The 20,816-nt window shown below is 41.4% G+C and carries 19 protein-coding genes and 1 other annotated feature (1 of these 20 cut by a window edge); all 19 genes read right to left on the reverse strand.

Annotated elements, in window-relative coordinates; genetic code table 11:
* Positions 1–40: 40 nt before the first annotated feature.
* The 19 genes from cysC to ileS all read right to left on the reverse strand — a co-directional run bounded on the left by cysC (position 41) and on the right by ileS (position 20,634).
* Positions 41–634 (reverse strand): adenylyl-sulfate kinase, encoded by a 594-nt coding sequence (gene cysC, locus PDT38_RS04370; RefSeq protein ID WP_270799285.1) that lies wholly within the window; start codon positions 632–634, stop codon positions 41–43.
* Positions 624–1,775: a sulfate adenylyltransferase gene (gene sat, locus PDT38_RS04375; RefSeq protein WP_270799286.1), complete on the reverse strand. Its 1,152-nt coding sequence runs from the start codon at positions 1,773–1,775 to the stop codon at positions 624–626. The genes cysC and sat overlap by 11 nt, the downstream gene beginning before the upstream one ends.
* Positions 1,776–1,799: 24 nt before the next feature.
* Positions 1,800–2,855 (reverse strand): inorganic phosphate transporter, encoded by a 1,056-nt coding sequence (locus PDT38_RS04380; protein ID WP_270799288.1) that lies wholly within the window; start codon positions 2,853–2,855, stop codon positions 1,800–1,802.
* Positions 2,856–2,867: 12 nt separating this feature from the next.
* The gene (locus tag PDT38_RS04385; protein ID WP_270800131.1) at positions 2,868–3,569 is read right to left on the reverse strand and encodes a phosphoadenylyl-sulfate reductase; all 702 of its coding nucleotides are present in this window, start codon (positions 3,567–3,569) and stop codon (positions 2,868–2,870) included.
* An 83-nt stretch (positions 3,570–3,652) separates the two neighbouring features.
* Entirely contained in the window at positions 3,653–3,796 is a 144-nt protein-coding gene (locus PDT38_RS04390) for a YezD family protein (protein ID WP_270799290.1), read from the reverse strand.
* A 189-nt stretch (positions 3,797–3,985) separates the two neighbouring features.
* Positions 3,986–4,618 carry an orotate phosphoribosyltransferase gene (gene pyrE, locus PDT38_RS04395; protein ID WP_270799292.1) on the reverse strand — a complete coding sequence of 211 codons (633 nt, stop codon included), beginning with the start codon at positions 4,616–4,618 and terminating at the stop codon, positions 3,986–3,988.
* Complete coding sequence (gene pyrF / locus PDT38_RS04400) at positions 4,611–5,333, reverse strand: orotidine-5'-phosphate decarboxylase (protein ID WP_270799294.1); 723 nt, start codon at positions 5,331–5,333, stop codon at positions 4,611–4,613. The genes pyrE and pyrF overlap by 8 nt, the downstream gene beginning before the upstream one ends.
* Positions 5,302–6,237 (reverse strand): dihydroorotate dehydrogenase, encoded by a 936-nt coding sequence (locus tag PDT38_RS04405; RefSeq protein WP_270799295.1) that lies wholly within the window; start codon positions 6,235–6,237, stop codon positions 5,302–5,304. The genes pyrF and PDT38_RS04405 overlap by 32 nt, the downstream gene beginning before the upstream one ends.
* Entirely contained in the window at positions 6,237–7,007 is a 771-nt protein-coding gene (locus tag PDT38_RS04410) for a dihydroorotate dehydrogenase electron transfer subunit (RefSeq protein WP_270799296.1), read from the reverse strand. Before PDT38_RS04410 ends, PDT38_RS04405 begins: the two co-directional genes overlap by 1 nt.
* Positions 7,004–10,219, reverse strand: a complete 3,216-nt coding sequence (gene carB, locus PDT38_RS04415) for a carbamoyl-phosphate synthase large subunit (protein ID WP_270799298.1) — start codon at positions 10,217–10,219, stop codon at positions 7,004–7,006. Before carB ends, PDT38_RS04410 begins: the two co-directional genes overlap by 4 nt.
* Positions 10,204–11,298 carry a carbamoyl phosphate synthase small subunit gene (locus PDT38_RS04420; RefSeq protein ID WP_270799300.1) on the reverse strand — a complete coding sequence of 365 codons (1,095 nt, stop codon included), beginning with the start codon at positions 11,296–11,298 and terminating at the stop codon, positions 10,204–10,206. The genes carB and PDT38_RS04420 overlap by 16 nt, the downstream gene beginning before the upstream one ends.
* Positions 11,295–12,581, reverse strand: coding sequence for a dihydroorotase (locus PDT38_RS04425; protein WP_270799301.1), 1,287 nt, complete (start codon positions 12,579–12,581; stop codon positions 11,295–11,297). The genes PDT38_RS04420 and PDT38_RS04425 overlap by 4 nt, the downstream gene beginning before the upstream one ends.
* Positions 12,565–13,485 carry an aspartate carbamoyltransferase catalytic subunit gene (locus tag PDT38_RS04430; RefSeq protein WP_270799302.1) on the reverse strand — a complete coding sequence of 307 codons (921 nt, stop codon included), beginning with the start codon at positions 13,483–13,485 and terminating at the stop codon, positions 12,565–12,567. The genes PDT38_RS04425 and PDT38_RS04430 overlap by 17 nt, the downstream gene beginning before the upstream one ends.
* Positions 13,486–13,630: 145 nt before the next feature.
* Positions 13,631–14,935, reverse strand: a complete 1,305-nt coding sequence (gene pyrP, locus PDT38_RS04435) for a uracil permease PyrP (RefSeq protein WP_270799303.1) — start codon at positions 14,933–14,935, stop codon at positions 13,631–13,633.
* A gap of 193 nt (positions 14,936–15,128) precedes the next feature.
* Positions 15,129–15,677: a bifunctional pyr operon transcriptional regulator/uracil phosphoribosyltransferase PyrR gene (pyrR, locus tag PDT38_RS04440; protein ID WP_270799305.1), complete on the reverse strand. Its 549-nt coding sequence runs from the start codon at positions 15,675–15,677 to the stop codon at positions 15,129–15,131.
* Between the two features lie 183 nt (positions 15,678–15,860).
* A complete protein-coding gene (locus PDT38_RS04445) occupies positions 15,861–16,772 on the reverse strand; it encodes an RluA family pseudouridine synthase (RefSeq protein WP_270799306.1) in 912 nt (303 codons plus the stop codon).
* 1 nt (position 16,773) lies between these two features.
* Positions 16,774–17,319, reverse strand: coding sequence for a signal peptidase II (gene lspA / locus PDT38_RS04450; RefSeq protein ID WP_270799308.1), 546 nt, complete (start codon positions 17,317–17,319; stop codon positions 16,774–16,776).
* 38 nt (positions 17,320–17,357) lie between these two features.
* Positions 17,358–17,720, reverse strand: coding sequence for a TraR/DksA family transcriptional regulator (locus PDT38_RS04455; RefSeq protein WP_270800134.1), 363 nt, complete (start codon positions 17,718–17,720; stop codon positions 17,358–17,360).
* Positions 17,721–17,871: 151 nt separating this feature from the next.
* Complete coding sequence (gene ileS / locus PDT38_RS04460; RefSeq protein ID WP_270799310.1) at positions 17,872–20,634, reverse strand: isoleucine--tRNA ligase; 2,763 nt, start codon at positions 20,632–20,634, stop codon at positions 17,872–17,874.
* 50 nt (positions 20,635–20,684) lie between these two features.
* Positions 20,685–20,816 (reverse strand) — a binding site (T-box leader) (it continues 99 nt past the right edge of the window).

Below are 20,816 nucleotides of genomic sequence, written 5' to 3' on the forward strand. Positions count from 1 at the left end.
TGAGGAAAGTACATGAGCTGTACTTTCCTATTGATCATCTTTATCTCGCGTTTGCTATTATATATTTGATTAGCTGATTTTTGCACTCATTCTTGTTATAACTGCTGGTATCAAGGACAAGTTCTGGTTTTTTTGGTTCTTCATATGGTGAACTGATTCCTGTAAAAAACGAAATGTCCCCGTTTCTTGCTTTTTTGTACAAACCTTTTGGATCTCTTTTTTCACATGTTTCTAAATCGCATTTGACATAGACTTCGTGGAATTCTCCTTCTTCCATCAGTTGTCTAACAAGATCCCGATCTTCTTGAAAGGGAGAAATAAATGCGGTTATCACGATTGTCCCTTGTTCGATAAATAACTTGGCAACTTCACCAATCCGACGGATATTTTCTGTACGGTCTTCATCAGAAAAATCGAGATCTTTGTTCAAGCCATGTCTTACATTATCACCGTCAAGCACGATAACTTGATAATCTTTTTCAAACAACTCACGAGCCACAGCGTTGGCAATTGTTGACTTGCCAGAACCGCTTAAACCCGTCAGCCAAATCAGCAAGCTTTTATGGTTATTTTTTTCGTGGTATTCCTGTTTCGTAATCGATTGCTGATGCCAAACAATATCGTCATTCACCAACAGATCCCTCCTTAGAAGTGGCTAAACCTTTAATTAAAGTTTGGATGACTTCAGGACGGCTAAATGTATGTGGTGGACATTCACCGTTTCTTAACATGCTTCTCACCTTTGTACCTGACAATATGACATGATGCTCTTGATCATGTGGACACGTTTTTACTGTGGCCATTGAATTGCATACCTGACAGTAAAAGCTATGTTCAAATTTCAGCGGTATAATCCCTATGTCTTTCGCTGTAAACTGATCAAACAGCTCTTGTGCTTCAAATGTTCCGTAATAATCACCGACTCCAGCATGATCTCTTCCAACAATAAAATGTGTACAGCCATAATTTTTTCTGACTAGTGCATGAAACACAGCTTCTTTCGGACCGGCATAGCGCATAGCTGCTGGGAAAACCCCTAAAAAAACGCGGTCTTTTGGATAATACTGATCAAGTAGTACACGGTAGCTCTCCATCCGAATATCTGCCGGTATATCATCTGATTTGGTTTCACCAACTAATGGATTCAAAAACAGGCCATCAACGGTTTCCAAAGCGGTTTTTTGAATGTATTCATGCGCTCTGTGCACAGGGTTTCTCGTTTGAAAACCAACGATCGTTTTCCAGCCGAGAGCAGCAAATTTCTGTCTTGTCTCCTTCGGTTCAAATGTGTATGCTGGAAATTGTTTTTTACTCCGTTTGATCAATGTAATCAAGCCACCAACATAGATGTTTCCCCGCTCAAATAATTTTTTGACGCCCGGGTGGTTCAAGTCACTTGTTTTATATACTTTTTCAGCTTCCATTTTCTTGTCAGGTTGATAAATATCTTCTATGTCGATGATGCCGTAAGTTTCTCCTTGATACATGAGACGGACCGTTTCGCCTGTTTGTAATTGAATAGCTTTTGCTTCATCAACCGGAAGTGTGATTGGCAGTGTCCACACTTCACCACTCGTAAGCCTCATATTGTCTAAAACTGACAGATAGTCTTCTTCTGTTAAAAATCCTTGAATAGGACTGTACCCACCAATACCAATCAGTTCCAAATCAGAAACAGCAACTGAATCCAGTTCGATTTCTTGTGAAATGTTTTGTATATCGTATTCTTCATTGACACGGTTCACTAACACACCGCCATGTGGCTCTAAACTCATCATTTGTTCCCCCTACATAACCGTTTAAATTCCTCCGCCTTGTTCATGAACGGAGTTTTGCTCACTTCTTACCGCTTTCATCAAGCTAATCGTTCCGACTGATGATAACAATACACTGGCAATGATAATCAGAGCATAGTAATCCCCTTTTAATAAAAGGCTGACCAACAGATAAGATAAGCTTAAAGAAAAGAACGGTGAAACAATCCACACTTTCAGCATCGTTTTCACGACCTGTTTATGAAAGACATGACCACCGTTTTTTGCCATTCCCATCCCTATAATAGAAGATGATGTGACCTGTGCAAGCGGAACAGGAAGACCTAAAATTGAACTAATTGTCACAAGTCCAGCTCCAGTTCCCGACAGGAGAATCCCCTCACCGATTGAAAATTTGGTGATTTTTTTACCATTTGTTTCAAGAACACGCCGCCCCAATAAAAGGGCGCCAAGAGCAACAAATAATCCGCCCAACAGTGTTCCTTCCTTAATTGACAATACATGCGCAGCCACCAAAGGACCTACAGCATTTGCCACATTATTCATTCCCGCTGAAAAAGCCTCCAAAAACCCTGTTATTAACAGAAGGATCGTTAAGATCTTTGTCTTCTTCTTTTTGATTATCCGCTTTTTAAACGCTTTGACGATGAAAAAGGTAAAAGAAAAAGCAACGATCGGAACAACCATCCAAAATGAAATAATGACAAATAACGATTTGACAAATAAAACTTGATATGCGACACCGACTCCAATAACAGATCCAACTGTCACTTCACTTGTGGAAAGAGGGATTCCGAGAAGATTGGCGATAAATAACGATAATGCAGCGGAACCAATGATAATACAGACAATTTCCAGGGAAATGACTTGTTCGGGAATAATGCCTGAACTAATCGTTTTGACGACTTCCCCGCCACCACAAACTGCCCCAAGGAGAACACCTAGCGCACAGATCAGTAAAGCATAACATTTACTTTTCACCGCTCCTGCTCCATATGCAATCCCTAGAGAAGCCGCTGCACCACTCGCGCCAATATTTATGGCAAAAAAGATACTGAATAAAATGGCGGCAAGTTCCATGATCAGATCTCCTTACTCATGTAATCCGCATTCTGTTTTGCCCAATCCGTTCCAGCGGCCAGAGCGAAGATCATCCATTGTAAAAGCCGGAGAGGTGCACGGTTTGCAGCCTATACTTGGATAGCCTTGGTCATGAAGGGGATGATATGGTAGATCATACTTTGTTGCATAACGCCAAATATCCTTCCATGTCCAATGGATGAGCGGACAAACTTTAATTGACTTGAACTTTTCATCTTTATTAATAAATTCCGTGTTGCGCCGCCCTTCTGATTGTTCACGACGAAGTCCTGACAGCCAGGCCGAATAAGCTGAAAGTGTCTCACGAAGCGGAGTCACTTTCCTTAGCTCACAGCAAAAGTTTGGAGCAGTTTTCCAAAGGTTATCTCCGTGTTTTTCTGCTTGCTGTTCAACGGTAAGCTCCGGTTTTTTCATCATAATCTGAAAGCCTGGATAACGTTCTTTGACAGCTTCAATTGTTTCATATGTTTCTTTAAAATGAAGCCCTGTATCAAGAAACACGATCATGGCATCCTTTTTCACCTTATTAATTAAATCCATTAAAACGATTCCTTCAATACCAAAGCTACAAGCATATACAAGCTGATCACCATAATGACCATAGGCCCATTTAAGTACCGCTAATGCCCCTTTATAAGAGTCATCATGTTGAAACGTAATGGCTGGTTCCTTCCATGAATGATAAGTAAGAATCGCTATCCCCTCCTTTTTTCGCCAACAAAAAAACGGCTTCCAGCAGAAAAACTGTGAAAACCGCCTCTAGTTTGTCTAGTCAGCTATTTCAATCTTATTTTTTCATGTTTTTCAATTTGAATGACTTTCCCATCTTGAACAATGAATGTAATCGATCCGAAGTTCATGTCCTTCAACATATCTTTCATCTTGATGATCACGATTTCGAATTGCTCATCTCTTCCCACTCTAGTTCCTCCTCTGCCCCATCTTTCAAACGAAAAGCAGCACTAGATTAGCCCCTCAATTGTTATTTTAAAATTTTAGCACAATTCAAACAAAAGTCAACCCGACTTTTTTGATAGGATTAATTAAAATTAAAAAATGATTCTTTTTTACTAAAAAAAACCGTCTCCCACTTGAGGGATGACGGCTTTTTATTGTTCCATCCATTTTTTCGATTCTGGATTTGCTCTCCATTCTTTTAGTTTGGTGACATCTGCTTCACTGATATAGGCACCACTGACTGCGGTTTCAATCAAGGTGTCATAATCGGTTAAAGTGTGATAATCTACACCTGCTTTACGAAAAGCAGTGTCTGCCTTTGAAAGTCCATATGTGAAGATGGCGGCAACCCCTAACACATCACAGCCTGCTTCTTTTAAAGCAGTAACAGCGTCGAGAACACTTCCACCTGTTGAAATTAAATCTTCAATGACAACGACTTTCTGACCTGCTGATATTCGCCCTTCTATTTGATTTCCTTTTCCATGGGTCTTCGGTTTACTTCTAACATAACTCATTGGCAGACCGAGCCTATCAGCAGTAAGTGCGGCATGGGGAATACCCGCTGTTGCTGTTCCAGCAATCATTTCTGTTTGAGGGAATTGAGCTTGGATCAGCTCTGCCAGACCTCCTGCAATCTCATTTCTCACTTCAGGATATGAAAGGGTCAGACGGTTATCACAGTAAATTGGTGACAGGATACCACTCGCCCATGTAAACGGCTGATTCGGCCGTAAAAAAACGGCTTTGATCGTTAAAAGATGATTGGCAATACTTCTACTCATTCCGTATTCCTCCCCACTCAAGTGCTATTTTCTGATATGCTTGAACCGGATCTATTGCTTGGGTAATCGAACGACCAACAACAATGGCTGAAACCCCTTTTTCCTTGGCATAGCTCGGTGTCGCCACTCTCATTTGATCATTCTTGTCATCATCAGCTAAGCGAATGCCCGGGGTTACAGTTAGAAAATCAGGAGAAACAGCCTGACGGATTTGCTCTGCTTCATGTACTGAGCAAACAACACCATCAAGCCCAGCATGCTTTGCCAGTTTGCTATAGTGAAGAACAGTATGAAGCAGTGTTTCTTCGATGAGCAATTCATCTTTAAGCATTTCTGCTGATGTGCTTGTCAGCTGTGTGACTGCGATTAAAGATGGGCGTTTTTGCCCAGCGGACGTACCCGCTTCAAGGCCTTCAAGCGCCGCTTCCATCATCTGTTTCCCTCCTGCTGCATGAACATTAACTAAGCTAACACCGAATCTTGCTAGCCTTTTCATGGCTTTGTATACAGTTGTTGGAATATCATGGCACTTTAAATCTAAGAAAATCTGACAGTCCCGCTCCATTAATTGTTCAAGAATAGCAGGACCTTCTTGATAAAACAGCTCCATGCCAACTTTTACAAAAAGTTTCTTTCCATGAAACTGATTTAAAAACGAATATGTCTCCTCTCTTGAAGCAAAATCAAGCGCGATGATGGGCGATGTTTGTTTCATCTTTCCAGCTCCTTCCTACACAGTCCGTCAATGACGAATATCCGTACTTTTTTAAGACAGTCGGCAATTGTTCAATGATCTCTGGACAGACGAAAGGATTGACAAAGTTTGCTGTTCCAACAGCAACTGCGCTCGCTCCTGCTAATAAAAATTCAAGTGCATCCTCCGCAGATTGAACACCACCCATACCGATAATCGGTATATCAACTGCTTGGCTGACTTCATAGATCATCCGGATCGCAACCGGTTTAATAGCGGGACCTGATAAACCACCGGTTTTATTGGCTAAAATCGGTTTACCTGTTTTTAAATCAAGCCTCATGCCAATCAATGTATTAATCATCGTCAGACCATCTGCCCCAGCTTCTTCAATCGCCACAGCAATATCAACTATATTTGCAACATTAGGTGAAAGTTTTACATAAACAGGAACACTCGAAACCTCTTTCACTGCTTTTGTTAAGCTTGCTGCCGTTTTAGGCGATGTGCCAAACGCAATTCCGCCTGTTTTGACATTAGGACAAGAAATATTGAGCTCAAGTGCAGCAACATTTGGAGCTTTGCTAATTTCTGCGGCAACCTCAACATAATCTTCAAGCAGTGAACCTGCTACATTCGCAATAATCGGTACATCAAATTGTTGAAGCCATGGAAGTTCATGTTCCATTACAGCCTGTAGACCAGGATTTTGCAATCCGATTGCATTAAGCATGCCAGCATGTGTCTCAGCAACTCGCGGAGTTGGGTTCCCAAAACGCGGCTCACTGGTTGTTGCTTTAATCATAATCGCGCCAAGGCAGGAGAGATCATACAGTTGAGCAAATTCCTTTCCAAAACCAAAACATCCTGATGCTGGAATGATGGGATTCTTCAGCTTAAGACCCGGTAAATTGACATGAAGCATTATAAAAGCACCTCCTGTGCTCGAAAAACAGGACCATCAACACAGACTTTCATATATGATTGATCACTTTCATCTGTATGACATACACAAGCTAAACAAGCTCCGATTCCACAGCCCATCCGTTCTTCTAGTGAAAGGTAAACTTCTTTATCTGGGTAACGATCTTTTAACGCTTTTAACATCGGTGTCGGTCCACAAGCAAACAAATAGTCAAACTGAAGTTTCTCGGCTTCGATCACATCTGTGACATATCCTTTTGTGCCATGAGTACCATCCACGGTTGCAATGTGTACGGAACCATATTGATTAAATTCCTGCTCATAAAAAACATCTTTTACCGATTGAAATCCTAACACAGAAATAATATCGACCTTTTTATTTGTCAGTTGTTTGGCATGTTCATAAAGAGGGGGAACACCAATCCCCCCTCCAACTAAAAGCGCTGTTTTTCCAGAGTCAATCGTTTCAACTGGAAATCCATTGCCGAGCGGCCCTAACACATCAAGCAAATCCCCTTTTGTTTTTGCAGCTAGCAGGCTTGTCCCTTCACCACTTTTGCGGAAAATAATTGTCACTTCTTCTTTGTCTTGGTCAATATGTGCAATACTGATCGGTCGTCTTAACAATGGAGTCACAGATTCGCTGACTTTCAAATGAAGGAACTGCCCCGGGGCGTTGCAAGTCTTGGCAAGCTCCCCTCTCAGTACCATTTGATAAATATCATCAGCAATACGCTTATTAGAACAAACCGTCATATACCCTTTATTCATTCGTGTACCGCCGCCTCTTGTACTAGTTTAATTTCAGCCATATGGTCAGTCAGAAAGCTCATACTTTCAAGGACCCGCAAGATTGCTTCAGCTGTATCAAGTGATGTCAGACAGGCCACACCGTTTTCGACAGATTCACGTCTGATTCGGAAACCGTCTCTTTGCGGCTGTTTTCCTTTTGTTAGTGTATTCACGACAAATTGAGCTTCTCCATTGCGGATCACATCAAGTAAATTTCCGCCTTCCTGACCGATTTTCCCAACGGTTTTAACGGGAATTGCCGCTTGTCGTAAATAGTCAGCCGTACCTTCTGTCGCTAAAATTTGATAACCGATCGCATGAAACCGCTTGGCGATCGAAAGCCCTTCTTGTTTATCTTTATCAGCAACTGTCAACAGTACTGACCCATCTTTTGGAATCTGTATACCTGAGGCAATCAGTCCTTTGTAAAGCGCCTTTTCCAATGTCAAATCTTTTCCCATGACTTCGCCCGTTGACTTCATTTCCGGACCAAGCGTAATATCCACTCTTCTCAACTTTGCAAAAGAGAAGACAGGAACTTTTACATACACACCTGCTTGTTCTTGCTGCAGACCTTCTGTAAATCCGACATCTGAAAGCTTTTGACCAAGAATCACTTTTGTTGCTAGGTTCGCCATTGGGATGCCGGTAATTTTGCTGAGAAATGGCACTGTGCGGCTTGATCGCGGATTCACCTCAAGGACATACACTTCATCTTTTGAAAGGACAAACTGAATGTTTAAGAGTCCGACAATGTTTAAGCCTTTTGCTAGTTTTATCGTGTATTGTTCAATCTTTTTCTTAATCTCTGCTGAAAGCGATTGTGGCGGATAGACAGCAATCGAGTCACCAGAGTGAACACCGGCTCGTTCGATATGTTCCATAATCCCTGGGATGACAACTGTTTCCCCGTCAGAAATGGCGTCTACCTCAATCTCTTTCCCAATCAAATATTTATCGATTAACACAGGGTGCTGGGGATTGATTTTTACCGCATGTTCCATATAGTGAAGAAGTTCTGATTGATGATAAACGATTTCCATTGCTCTTCCACCAAGTACATATGATGGGCGAACAAGGACCGGATAGCCGATGTGATCAGCAATTTTAACAGCTTCTTCTACAGATATTGCTGTCTTTCCTAATGGTTGTGGAACATGGAGCATTTCGAGCGTCTGTTCGAATTTATCTCTGTCTTCAGCACGGTCAAGATCTTCAAGAGATGTTCCAAGAATCTTTACTCCTCTGTCTTCTAGGGCATCGGCAAGATTGATTGCGGTCTGTCCCCCAAACTGGACGATCACACCTTCAGGCTGTTCCAAATCGATAATCTGCATCACATCTTCAACAGTCAGCGGTTCAAAATAAAGTTTGTCAGAAATACTAAAGTCTGTCGACACCGTCTCAGGGTTGTTATTAATAATAATCGCTTCATATCCTGCTTCTTTAATCGCCCAAACAGAATGAACGGTGGCATAATCAAACTCGACCCCTTGACCGATTCGGATCGGCCCTGAGCCTAGCACAATGACACTTTTTTTCTCCGTTCTTTCAGATTCATTCTCTTCTTCATACGTACTATAAAAATAAGGTGTTTCAGATTCAAACTCTGCTGCACATGTATCAACCATTTTATAAACAGGTACAATCCCAGCTTCTTTTCTAAGATCATATACCTTTCGTTCCGGCATTCCCCATAATTGGCTGATTGTGCGATCTGAAAAACCAAGTTCTTTTGCTTTTTTTAATAAACTGAAGTCACCGCGTGCTTTTTCAAATGTCTCTTCAAAGCGAATGATCCCTGCAAGCTTATGGAGAAAGAACAGATCAATTGCAGAAAACTGATGGAGTTCTTGAACTGTGTAGCCTCTTCTCAAGGCTTCAGCCAAATAAAAGAGCCGTTCATCTCCCGCTTTTTGAATCCGTTTGACTAAGGTGTCATTTGTAATATCTGCTGCATTTTTCAATTCAAGATGATATACATCTGCCTCAAGTGAACGGATAGCTTTGAGCAATGATTCCTCAAAAGTTCGACCGATCGCCATGACCTCACCTGTTGCTTTCATCTGTGTGCCAAGTTTGCGGTTAGCTGATTCAAACTTATCAAATGGCCACCGCGGTATTTTTGAGACGACATAGTCAAGTGCTGGTTCAAATGACGCATATGTTTTCCCAGTTACAGGATTCATCATTTCGTCAAGAGACAGTCCGACAGCGATTTTAGCAGCCAGCTTTGCAATTGGATAACCTGTTGCTTTTGAGGCAAGGGCAGATGAACGGCTGACCCTTGGATTGACCTCAATGATGTAATATTGAAAACTATTTGGATCGAGCGCAAGCTGCACATTACAGCCACCTTCGATTTCAAGGGCACGAATAATTTTCAAGGACACATTACGAAGCATTTGATATTCACGGTCACTCAACGTCTGGCTTGGAGCAACAACGATACTATCACCGGTATGGATACCGACCGGATCAATATTTTCCATATTACAGACGACAATCGCATGATCGTTTGCATCTCTCATCACTTCATATTCAATTTCTTTATATCCGGCAATGCTCTTTTCAAGCAGGCATTGATGAACTGGACTCATCTTCAATCCACTTTCAACAATTTCTTTCAGTTCATCTTCATTTGAACAGATGCCTCCACCAGTTCCACCAAGTGTATAAGCAGGTCTGACGATCACCGGAAATCCGATCTCCCGCGTAAACTTACGAGCTTCTTCTAATGAATGGATAATTTCACTGTCAGGGACTGGTTCATGAAGTTCATTCATTAAATTTCTAAACAAATCGCGGTCTTCAGCTTTTTGAATCGCTGACAACTTTGTGCCGAGGACCTCGACACCGCACTCTGCCAAAATACCACTCTCCGATAATTCGACTGCTAAATTGAGACCTGTCTGTCCTCCCAAGGTTGGTAAAATCGCGTCTGGACGCTCCTTGCGGATAATTCGCGTTAAAAATTCAAGTGTCAGTGGTTCGATATAGACACGATCAGCCATTTCTGTATCGGTCATAATCGTCGCTGGATTTGAGTTGACAAGGATGACTTCATACCCTTCTTCTTTTAAAGCTAGACACGCTTGAGTCCCTGCATAATCAAATTCAGCAGCCTGTCCAATAATGATCGGACCTGAACCAATGACCAAAATCTTTTTAATATCTAGACGCTTCGGCATACAGCTACCCCTTCTTTCTCAATGCTTTCAATCATTTCTAGAAATTGATCAAATAAATGGTTGGCATCCTCTGGTCCTGGTGAAGCCTCTGGATGATATTGAACAGTAAATGCTGGTTCATATTTGTGTTTTAGACCTTCGATTGTATGATCATTCACTGCCAGATGTGTCACTTCAAGTGGTGTGTCGTCAACAGATGAAACTGTATAACTATGATTTTGCGATGTAATGGATACTTTGCCAGTCTTAAGTTCTTTAACAGGATGGTTTGATCCCCGATGACCGAATTTCATTTTCTCTGTCTTTGCGCCGCAAGCAAGAGCGAACAATTGATGTCCGAGACAGATACCGAAAAGAGGAACCTTTCCAATAATCGTTTGAATCATTTCAATCGCTTCAGGTACATCTTCTGGATCTCCCGGTCCATTTGAAAGCATGACCCCGTCAGGTTTCAGCTGCATCACTTCTTCACCTGTTACATGGTGAGGTACAACAATCACATCACAATGACGTTTATTGAGTTCTCGTAAAATACCATGTTTCATTCCGAAATCTACCAACACAATCCGTTTCCCTCTTCCAGGACTTGGATATGCCGTTTTCGTTGAAACTTGGCTGACTTGATCTTTTGGTAGGGTTGTTTCTTTTAATTTTTGAACAAGAACATCCGTATCCTCATCAGCACCGGCAAATATCCCCTTTAAGGTTCCGGCGGTACGGATCATGCGGGTTAGTTTTCTCGTATCAATCCCTGATAAGCCAGGAATATTTTTTATTTTTAAGTATTCATCAAGTGTATAGGCAGAACGCCAATTTGAAGGAAGTTGGCATAACTCTTTGACAATAAAGCCTCGTACATAAGGTGTGATAGATTCAAAATCATCTCTGTTGATACCGTAGTTTCCGATCAATGGATAGGTCAGAGTGACAATCTGTCCACAGTAGGATGGATCTGAAAGGATTTCTTGATAGCCTGTCATTCCAGTGTTAAAGACGACTTCTCCCATACCGTTTTCAATACTACCAAAGGCTTCTCCTTGGAAAACCGCCCCATTTTCAAGAACCAGACGTCTTATCATTCTTCAAGCCTCCCCTTTTGGTAAACCACTTTTCCCTGCACCATTGTCATGACCGGCCATCCAAAACAGTCGATACCGTTAAATGGTGTATTTTTTCCTTTAGAAAGAAAAGTCTCTTTCGCAATCTTTTCTTGATGATCAAGGTCAATTAACGTAACATCCGCTGATTGGCCTATTTCTAGTTTTCCATAAGGTAATTCAAATGCTTCACAAGGTTTGACAGTTACATAATCGATAAGCTGTTTTAAAGTCCAACTACCGTTTTTAACAAAGTGTGTATATAGAAGTGGAAAAGCTGTTTCTAAACCAACAATTCCAAATGGTGCAAGGCTCATATTTTGTTGTTTTTCCGCTTCTGTATGCGGAGCATGATCTGTTGCAATAAAGTCAATCGTTCCATCTGCGAGTCCTTCCAAAAGTGCTTCCCTGTCTTCTTTACTTCTAAGCGGTGGATTCATTTTATAATTTGTATCCAGTCCCGGTATATCAGCATCAGAAAGCAGCAGATGATGTGGTGTCACTTCTGCAGTAACGCGAATTCCCGCTTTTTTGGCATCGCGGACAACGCGGACCGATTCCTTTGTGCTGATATGGCAGACATGATAATGACAGCCCGCTGCTTCAGCAAGTAGAACATCCCTCGCGATATGAACTGATTCACATATAGACGGAATTCCTTTTAAGCCGTGAACTTTAGCAAATTCACCGTCGTGGACGCTCCCTCCATAAATCAAGCTGTTATCTTCACAATGGGCAACAATCGCTTTGTTGAGAGCCGCTGCTTTTTTCATGGCTTCAAACATCATCCCAGCAGTCTGAACACCAACTCCATCGTCAGTGAAAGCGAATGCCCCCGCTTTTGTGAGTTCATCAAAATCCGTCATGTCTTGACCAGTTTGTCTGATTGTAATTGCAGCATAAGGAAGGACTCTGACAGACGCCGTTTCATGAATTCGTTTTGTGAGCTGTTCCAGTTGTTCTTTCGTATCAGGAACAGGACGTGTATTCGGCATCGCTGCAACCGTTGTAAATCCTCCTCTAGCCGCTGCTTTTGTCCCTGTTTCAATCGTTTCTTTGCTCTCTCCACCCGGCTCTCTTAAGTGAACATGGAGATCAACAAATCCAGGTGAGATGAAAAGCCCTTCTGCATCAATGACTGTTTCGTCTAGTCCAGCTTCCAGATGCCCCATCTCACTGATCATGTCTCCAGTCACCCGAATATCACACTGCTTTTGATTTCCATTTTCATCGAAGATAATCCCGTTTTTAATGAGATAAGACATATAATCCATCTCCCTTTTTAATGGTAGTACTTACTTCAAGCGCTCTTTTTAAAATGGCCATTCTCATATATACACCATTTTCCATTTGTTTAAAAATTCTTGCTTGAGGTGATTCTACTAGAATGCTATCAATTTCTACATCTCGGTTAATTGGAGCTGGGTGCATAATGATGGCGTCTTTTTTCATCAACTTTGCCCGTTCGATTGATAATCCATATGTTTGCAAATAATCGTCTGCTGTCATTTTTTCATGGTGTCGTTCATGTTGAATCCTCAGTAGCATGACAACATCGGAACTAGCGGCCGCTTCATCTGGTGAAACATAAGTGCCATATTGATTATCTTGATCCCGCCACTCATCAGGACCAGCGAAAAGAATATTTGCACCAAGCCTTGATAAGACTTCAGCATTTGACCTTGCCACCCTGCTGTGTTTAATATCGCCGTAAATTGATATCGTCAGCCCCTCAAATTTGTCAAACTCTTCATGTATGGTCAATAAATCCAACAATGATTGGGTTGGATGCTGGCCACAACCGTCACCTGCATTGATGATCGGAATACCGACATGACCGACTAGTTCATTATAATAATCATCTTGCGAATGTCTGATGATACAAACATCTGCACCAATAGATTCCAGCGTTCTTACTGTATCGTACAAAGATTCCCCTTTTTGAACACTTGAGCTTACATCATCAAGATTTAAGACGTTCATGCCAAGTTTTCTTTCCGCTACTTCAAAGCTGAAGCGGGTTCTTGTGCTCGGCTCGAAAAACAAATTAGCAGCGAACTTTCCTTCTAGTATGTGTTGAGAACCATTATATTTTAATGTTTTTGCTTCTTCAATAAGCTCGTGAATTTCCTCAAGGCTTAGTTTATTCATTGCAGTTAAATGTTTCATTTTATTTCCCCCTTAAGTTTTAAATTTTCCCAAAAAAATCCTCCAAGACACGGATGGCTTGGAGGATAGAGTGAATCAGAGAATGTGTTTTGCATTCTCTTTCAGCAACCCTTTCAAGCCTCTCTGGACTTTAGTTAAAAGGTTTTTATATATGTTCTTCTATTTCGATCCCATCCTGTTCTTCCTTTGATTCTGGCAGGACAAGGTTCAAAATCACACCAACAATTGCGGCAAGCGCCATACTGGATAATTCAAAATTTCCAACTTTAATAAATGCACCGCCGACTCCAATGACAAGAATGACAGATGAGATAATCAGGTTTCGTTTATTTTCGAGATCTATTTTATTATCAATCAGCATCCTCAGTCCGCTTGAAGCGATGATTCCAAACAAGAGGATGGAAACCCCCCCCATTACTGCGGACGGAACTGAGCTAATAAGCGCTGAAATTTTGCCGATGAATCCAAAACATAAGGCGATAACGGCAGCTCCTCCGATCACAAATACGCTGAAAACTCTTGTGATCGCCAGAACGCCAATATTTTCACCATAAGTTGTCGTTGGTGGTCCACCTAGACATGCCGCCATTAATGTCGCGACACTGTCTCCCAAAATCGAGCGGTGAAGTCCCGGTTTTTTGATGAAATCTTGACCGACAACTTTGCTTAACACCATCTGGTGCCCGATATGTTCGGACATGGTCACAAAGGCAACAGGAACCATGGCAATTCCGATTCCCATTGCTGCCTGCGATGGCGTGTAATCCACAAATGGGAGAACGAAATCAGGAACTGCGAACCACTTTGCATCAACCACCATTTGATAATCTACTATTCCTTGACTGAGAGCGAACAAATATCCGCCAATGATCCCGATTAAGACCGGAATCAGACTGAAAAACCCTCTTAAAAAAATCGCGCAGATGATCGTGAGAGCAAGTGTAAATCCTGCAACACCAAAGTGTTTTGCACTGTATACAAGTTGTGTTGCACCTGAATTTTCATACATCGCCATTTTAACCGCTGTACTCGCAAGTCCAAGCCCGATGACAATAATTACTGGCCCAACAACAATCGGGGGAAGAACTTTCATCAGCCACCCTGTGCCAAGCTGCTGAATGAAGAGAGCAATCAACCCGTAAGCAATCCCTGCCATAAAAGCACCGATCATAGCTGCTCCAGGACCTCCAGAAGCTTTAGCCGCAATAATCGGGGCGATAAAAGCGAAGGATGAACCTAAGTAAGCCGGGATTTGTCCTTTTGTAATAAATAGATATGCAAGTGTCCCAAGACCGCTTGTAATCAGCGCCACACCCGGGCTTAATCCTACAAGTTTCGGAACGAGGATGGTTGCTCCAAACATGGCAAACAAATGCTGTAGGCTAAAGGAAATCCAATTTAATGGTTTTGGTACATCTCTGACACCTAAATTAACTTTTTTCTGACTCATCTTTTTTCCTCCTGGTGATCAACCTCAACTGTTATGATGTCTTATTATTGAAAAAGAAAACGTCCCATTAAAAAAACCCCTTTGCTATTTATGCAAAGAGGTAGACGAAGACTGTCACACTACTGGTGACGAGCAGTCGCTTTCTCCCTCTTTGCAAACTCTCTGGAATGCATTTAAAAAAGGATCATTTCATTCATTTTTCATAAATGGCCACAAGATCACGGCCATCAACTTCTTCCAACTGTACCATGACTTTTTCAGACTTTGAAGTTGGAATGTTTTTGCCAATATAATCAGCCCTGATCGGCAGTTCTCTATGACCGCGATCAACCAGTACAGCAAGCTGAATTGAGGAAGGTCGACCAACATCAACAAGTGCATCCATTGCCGCTCTCACTGTGCGCCCAGTATAAAGAACATCATCGATCACAATCACTTTTTGATCTGTGATGTCAGTCTGGATATCTGCACCTTTGACAAGGGGTTCTTCATTCGGTGTTTTTTTAGTGAGATCGTCTCTGTACAGCGTAATGTCGAGTTCTCCCACAATCACCTGATTTCCTTCAATTTGCTCAATCCGCTCAGCAAGACGTTTAGCTAAATAAATGCCTCTCGTCTTGATTCCGACAAGGATACAATTGTTCATTCCTTTGTTTCGCTCAATCATCTCGTGAGCGATTCGTGTCAGCGCCCTTCTGATCGCCTGTTCGTCGAGTATAACTGCTTTTTCCTTCTCCACCATGGTTTAAAGACCCCCTCATATCTCTATCAGGATCAAACAAAAACCCCTTCTGCAAAAGGCAGAGAGGGGTTCTCTTTAAAGCGAATGGGTCATTCACCTGTCCGATATCCTTCTCAGCCTCTCTGGACTGCGTTAAAGAATCTGTTTTAACTTCATTTATTATTTCAAAAAAGAAATCATCTGTCAATGCTTATTTCGAAGTTTATCAAGAAGAATGTCCATATCTTTTGGCAGTGGTGCTTCAAATTCAATATATTCACCTGAGCGTGGATGATCAAACCCTAATATTCCCGCATGAAGAGCTTGTCCATTAAAATCAATCGTTTTTTTCGGGCCGTATTTCGGATCCCCAGCAAGCGGAAAACCGATATATTTCATATGTACACGAATTTGATGGGTTCTCCCTGTTTCAAGCCGACACTCAACAACCGTAAACTCATCAAATCTCTCTTTCACTTCAAAGTGAGTCACCGCATGCTTTCCATCTCTTGTAACAGTCATACTTTGCCGATCTTTTTTATCTCTTCCGATCGGTGCGTCAATCGTCCCATGATCATGAGAAATCGTGCCATGGACAAGTGCAGTATATTTTCTTGTCACCGTTTTATTGACAAGCTGTGTAACGAGCGATTCATGAGCCAGATCATTTTTCGCCACCATTAAGAGGCCTGACGTGTCTTTATCAATTCGATGAACAATCCCAGGGCGCATGACACCGTTAATGCCTGAGAGATCATCACAATGTGCCATCAAACCATTGACAAGCGTTCCTGTCAAGTGACCTGGAGCTGGATGTACAACCATCCCACGCGGTTTATTGACAACGAGAACATCCTGATCCTCATAATAAATATCAAGATTCATCTGTTCTGCCACAACATCGAGCGGTTCTGGTTCGGGAACATCAACAGTCACGACATCCCCCGGCTGTACTTTATAATTGGCTTTTACAACTTTTTTGTTTACATGCACGAGATCTTCTTTAATCCACTGTTGAACCTGTGTTCTTGACCAATTCGATTCTATACTGGTTAAGTATTTATCAATGCGTTCACTTCGATGTTCTTCATGAACCGTCATTTCATAATGCTCCATTTTACAGCTCCTTCTTTTTCTTTCCGTCTAATATCATGTGGATAAACAAAAGCAACACGCCGACACATAAAGAAGAATCAGCGATGTTAAAGATCGGATAATGATAATTAACGATCACAACATGGATAAAATCAACAACTTCATGTCTGAAAATCCGGTCGATAAAATTACCGATAGCGCCACCGAGCATAAGTCCAAGAGCCATTCCAAGAAGAATTTGTCCTTTGACATGCTTTTGGATGTAGTACATGAGACCGATGATCACTACTGTTGTAATGATATAAAAAAACCACATCTGTCCGGCAAGAATTCCCCATGCAGCACCCGGATTTCGATGAGAAGTAATAAAGAAGAAGCTATCGAAAACCGGAATGCTTTCTCCATATTCCATCTTACTGACAATAAGCCATTTCGTTAATTGATCAATTCCAATGATAAATAATGCAATTATGTAATAAGGCACAAACCGTTCCTCCAGTATCTGTTTCTCTTCATTAAAGCATTTTAACAAGAAAAAGAAGCGGAGTAAAGGAATATTCGTTGACATCCCTTGAGAAGGCAGTATTTTACCTTCTCAAGGGTACATTAATAAAGCGCCTCATGATATGTTTGATCGGTTTCATCCCAAATAGGCAATGTCTTTTTTTCAAATTGGGTTGGAAATAAAAAATCATCTACTGTTCTTGCGGTCGGCAAAACAGTAAGTTTTGAAATCGGCATGATCTGTCCTGTTTCTTCACAAATGCCATATGTTCCATTCTGAATTTTAGAAAGGGCTAAAAGTACATCCTGAAGTTCTTTTTTTACATGGTATATAAGAGTCGTCTGCTGATTTGAATTCATTGCCTGACAATCTTGTTGGAAAAAGGAATACTCAAATAATCTTAATTCCAGTTCTTCCTTCATTTGAAGGAGTTCGATTTGAATGTTTGCCAGTTGTTCATTCATTACTAACATCAACCCCTGCTCTCTGATCTTTTGTCCTTTTAGTGTTACCGACAATTTGAACTCCAAGCACAAAAGATTTTTCCTGACGTTCAAAACGATGTCAGTATATCAAAAAAGCGGTTCGGATATCCGAACCGCTTTCCCTTTAATTTTAATAATATGTTTTTACAATCCCTGCACAGCGAGGACACAAGTCTGGGTGATCTGAATCTTGACCGACTTCTTTAGAAACCATCCGGCATCTTTCACAAGTCTCTCCTTCAGCCTGAGCAACGATCACTTTGCCTGTTTCAAACGATTGAGCAGCTTCCGGACCTTCTGTGTCAGATCCACCGATTTTCACTTCAGAAACAATGAAAAGCTGTTTGATATCTTCTTTGATGGAAGAAAGCAAAGTTTTTGATTGCTCGTTTGGATAAAGCGTCAAGCTAGCAACTGAAGATTTTCCGATGATCTTTTCATTTCGAGCCGTTTCCAGTGCCTTTAAGACATCATCGCGAACCTGCATAAAGCGATCGAATTTTTCTTCTGTTTCTTTTGCATTTGGGATGTCTTCAGTTTCTGGCATATCGCTAAGCTGCACGCTTTTTTCTGTAACAAATGTGAAGTGGCTCCACATTTCATCTGCTGTATGCGGCAAGATCGGTGCAACTAATTTGACGAGTGCAAGCAATGTTTGATAAAAAACAGTCTGCATACTGCGACGATCTTTATGATCGGCATGCTCAATATAGACGACATCTTTTGCAAAATCCATATAAAATGAGCTGAGTTCGATCGTACAGAAATTATGAATGGTATGATAGACACTTGAGAAATCATAATCATCATAAGCTTTTTTTACTTTTTCAATGATGTTGTTCAATTTGATTAAAATATACTGATCAACTTCGCGAAGTTCTGTGATAGCGACTGCATCTTTTGTTGGGTTAAAATCAGCAATGTTTCCATGAAGGAAGCGGAACGTGTTCCGGATTTTACGATAAACTTCTGCAACTTGCTTTAAAATATCATCTGATACCGGGTGATCAGCTTGATAATTGACTGATGAAACCCATAACCGTAAAATTTCAGCACCTAGCTGTTTAGCTACTTTCGTCGGATCTATCGTATTCCCAAGAGATTTACTCATTTTACGCCCGTTTGCATCAAGTGTAAAACCATGGCTCAAGACACTTTTATAAGGGGCTTTTCCTGTGACAGCTACAGCTGTTGATAGAGACGAGTTAAACCAACCCCGATATTGATCAGACCCTTCTAGATACAAATCTGCTGGTCTTTGCAAATCTTCACGCTCTTCTAAGACTGCCTGATGTGATGAACCTGAATCAAACCAAACATCCATAATGTCCTGCTCTTTTGTAAAGTGTCCGTTCGGGCTTCCAGGATGTGTGAAACCTTCAGGAAGTAGTTCGTTGGCTTCCTTTTCAAACCAAATATTTGATCCGTGTTCTCTAAATAGTTTTGACACATGTTCAATCGTTCCATCAGTAATGATTGGTTCACCGTTTTCCGCATAAAATACCGGAATTGGCACACCCCAGGCGCGCTGTCTTGAAATACACCAGTCACCGCGGTCGCGAATCATGTTATGAAGACGAGTTTCTCCCCATTCAGGTACCCAATTGGTTTCTTTAACTGCCTTAAGCAGATCTTCTCTAAAATCTTTAATAGATGCAAACCACTGGGCAGTCGCTCGAAAAATCGTTGGTTTTTTCGTTCTCCAGTCATGTGGATATGAGTGGGTAATGAACTCCAATTTCAGAAGAGCACCTTTTTCTTCTAGTTTTTCCGTAATCGGTTTGTTGGCCTCATCGTAAAACAGCCCTTCAAAACCAGGTGCTTCACTTGTCATATTTCCTTTTTCATCTACTGGGCAAAGAACATCAAGTCCGTATTGCTGACCGACGCTAAAATCATCTTCACCATGACCAGGAGCTGTATGTACACAGCCTGTGCCTGCGTCAGTTGTTACGTGTTCTCCAAGCATAACAAGTGAATCTCGATCATATAACGGGTGTGTTGCTAAAATATGTTCTAAATCTTTCCCTTTGACAGTCTGAACAACTTGCGGATTTTCAAAACCGATTGTTTTTGAAACATCTTCAACAAGTGCACTGGCGATCACATAACGTGAACAACCTACAGCAACAATGCTATATTCCAGTTCAGGGTGAACACAAATCCCCAAGTTGGCAGGGATCGTCCATGGTGTTGTTGTCCAAATCACAATTTTATCGCCATTTGTTAAAACGCCTTTTCCATCTTTAACATCAAACGCTACATAAATAGATGGCGAGCGTTTATCATGGTACTCGATTTCCGCTTCGGCTAAAGCGGACTCACTAGAAGGAGACCAATAAACTGGTTTTAAGCCTTTGTAAATATAGCCTTTTTTCGCCATTTCCCCAAACACTTTAATTTGTTCCGCTTCAAATTCAGGTTTTAAAGTAACATATGGATTTTTCCAGTCTCCTCTTACACCAAGCCGTTTAAACTGCCCTTTTTGGCCTTCGATTTGTTCCCATGCATATTTTTCACAAAGTTTGCGGAATTCGGCAACAGTCATTTCTTTGCGTTTTACCTTTTTATTTTTCGTTAAGGCAGTTTCGATTGGTAAGCCATGGGTGTCCCAGCCAGGAACATATGGTGCGTGATAGCCGTTCATTGATTTCCAACGGACAATAAAGTCTTTTAAAATTTTGTTCAGCGCATGCCCCATATGAATGTCCCCATTTGCATATGGCGGTCCGTCATGCAATACATACATCGGTCTCCCTTTCGTCCGTTCTTGAACGAGACGGTAAATGTCCATGTCCTCCCATTTCTGCTGAATTTCAGGTTCTCGCTTCGGCAAGTTACCTCTCATTGGAAAATCAGTTTTCGGCATTAAGAGCGTATCTTTGTATTCCATCATCATTCCTCCAGAACTTTTTTATAAAATAAAAAAAGCCTTCTCATCCCATAAGGGACGAGAAGGCTTTGCTCTCGCGGTACCACCCTTTTAGATAAGCTATAAATATGCTTATCCACTCAACCATCGTAACGTGATGTGACGTTCTTTCCTACTGCATGTTTCAGAAAGAAAACTTGAGG

The sequence above is a fragment of the Bacillus changyiensis genome (assembly GCF_027706145.1).
GTDB classification, from domain to species: Bacteria; Bacillota; Bacilli; order Bacillales; family Bacillaceae; genus Bacillus; species Bacillus changyiensis.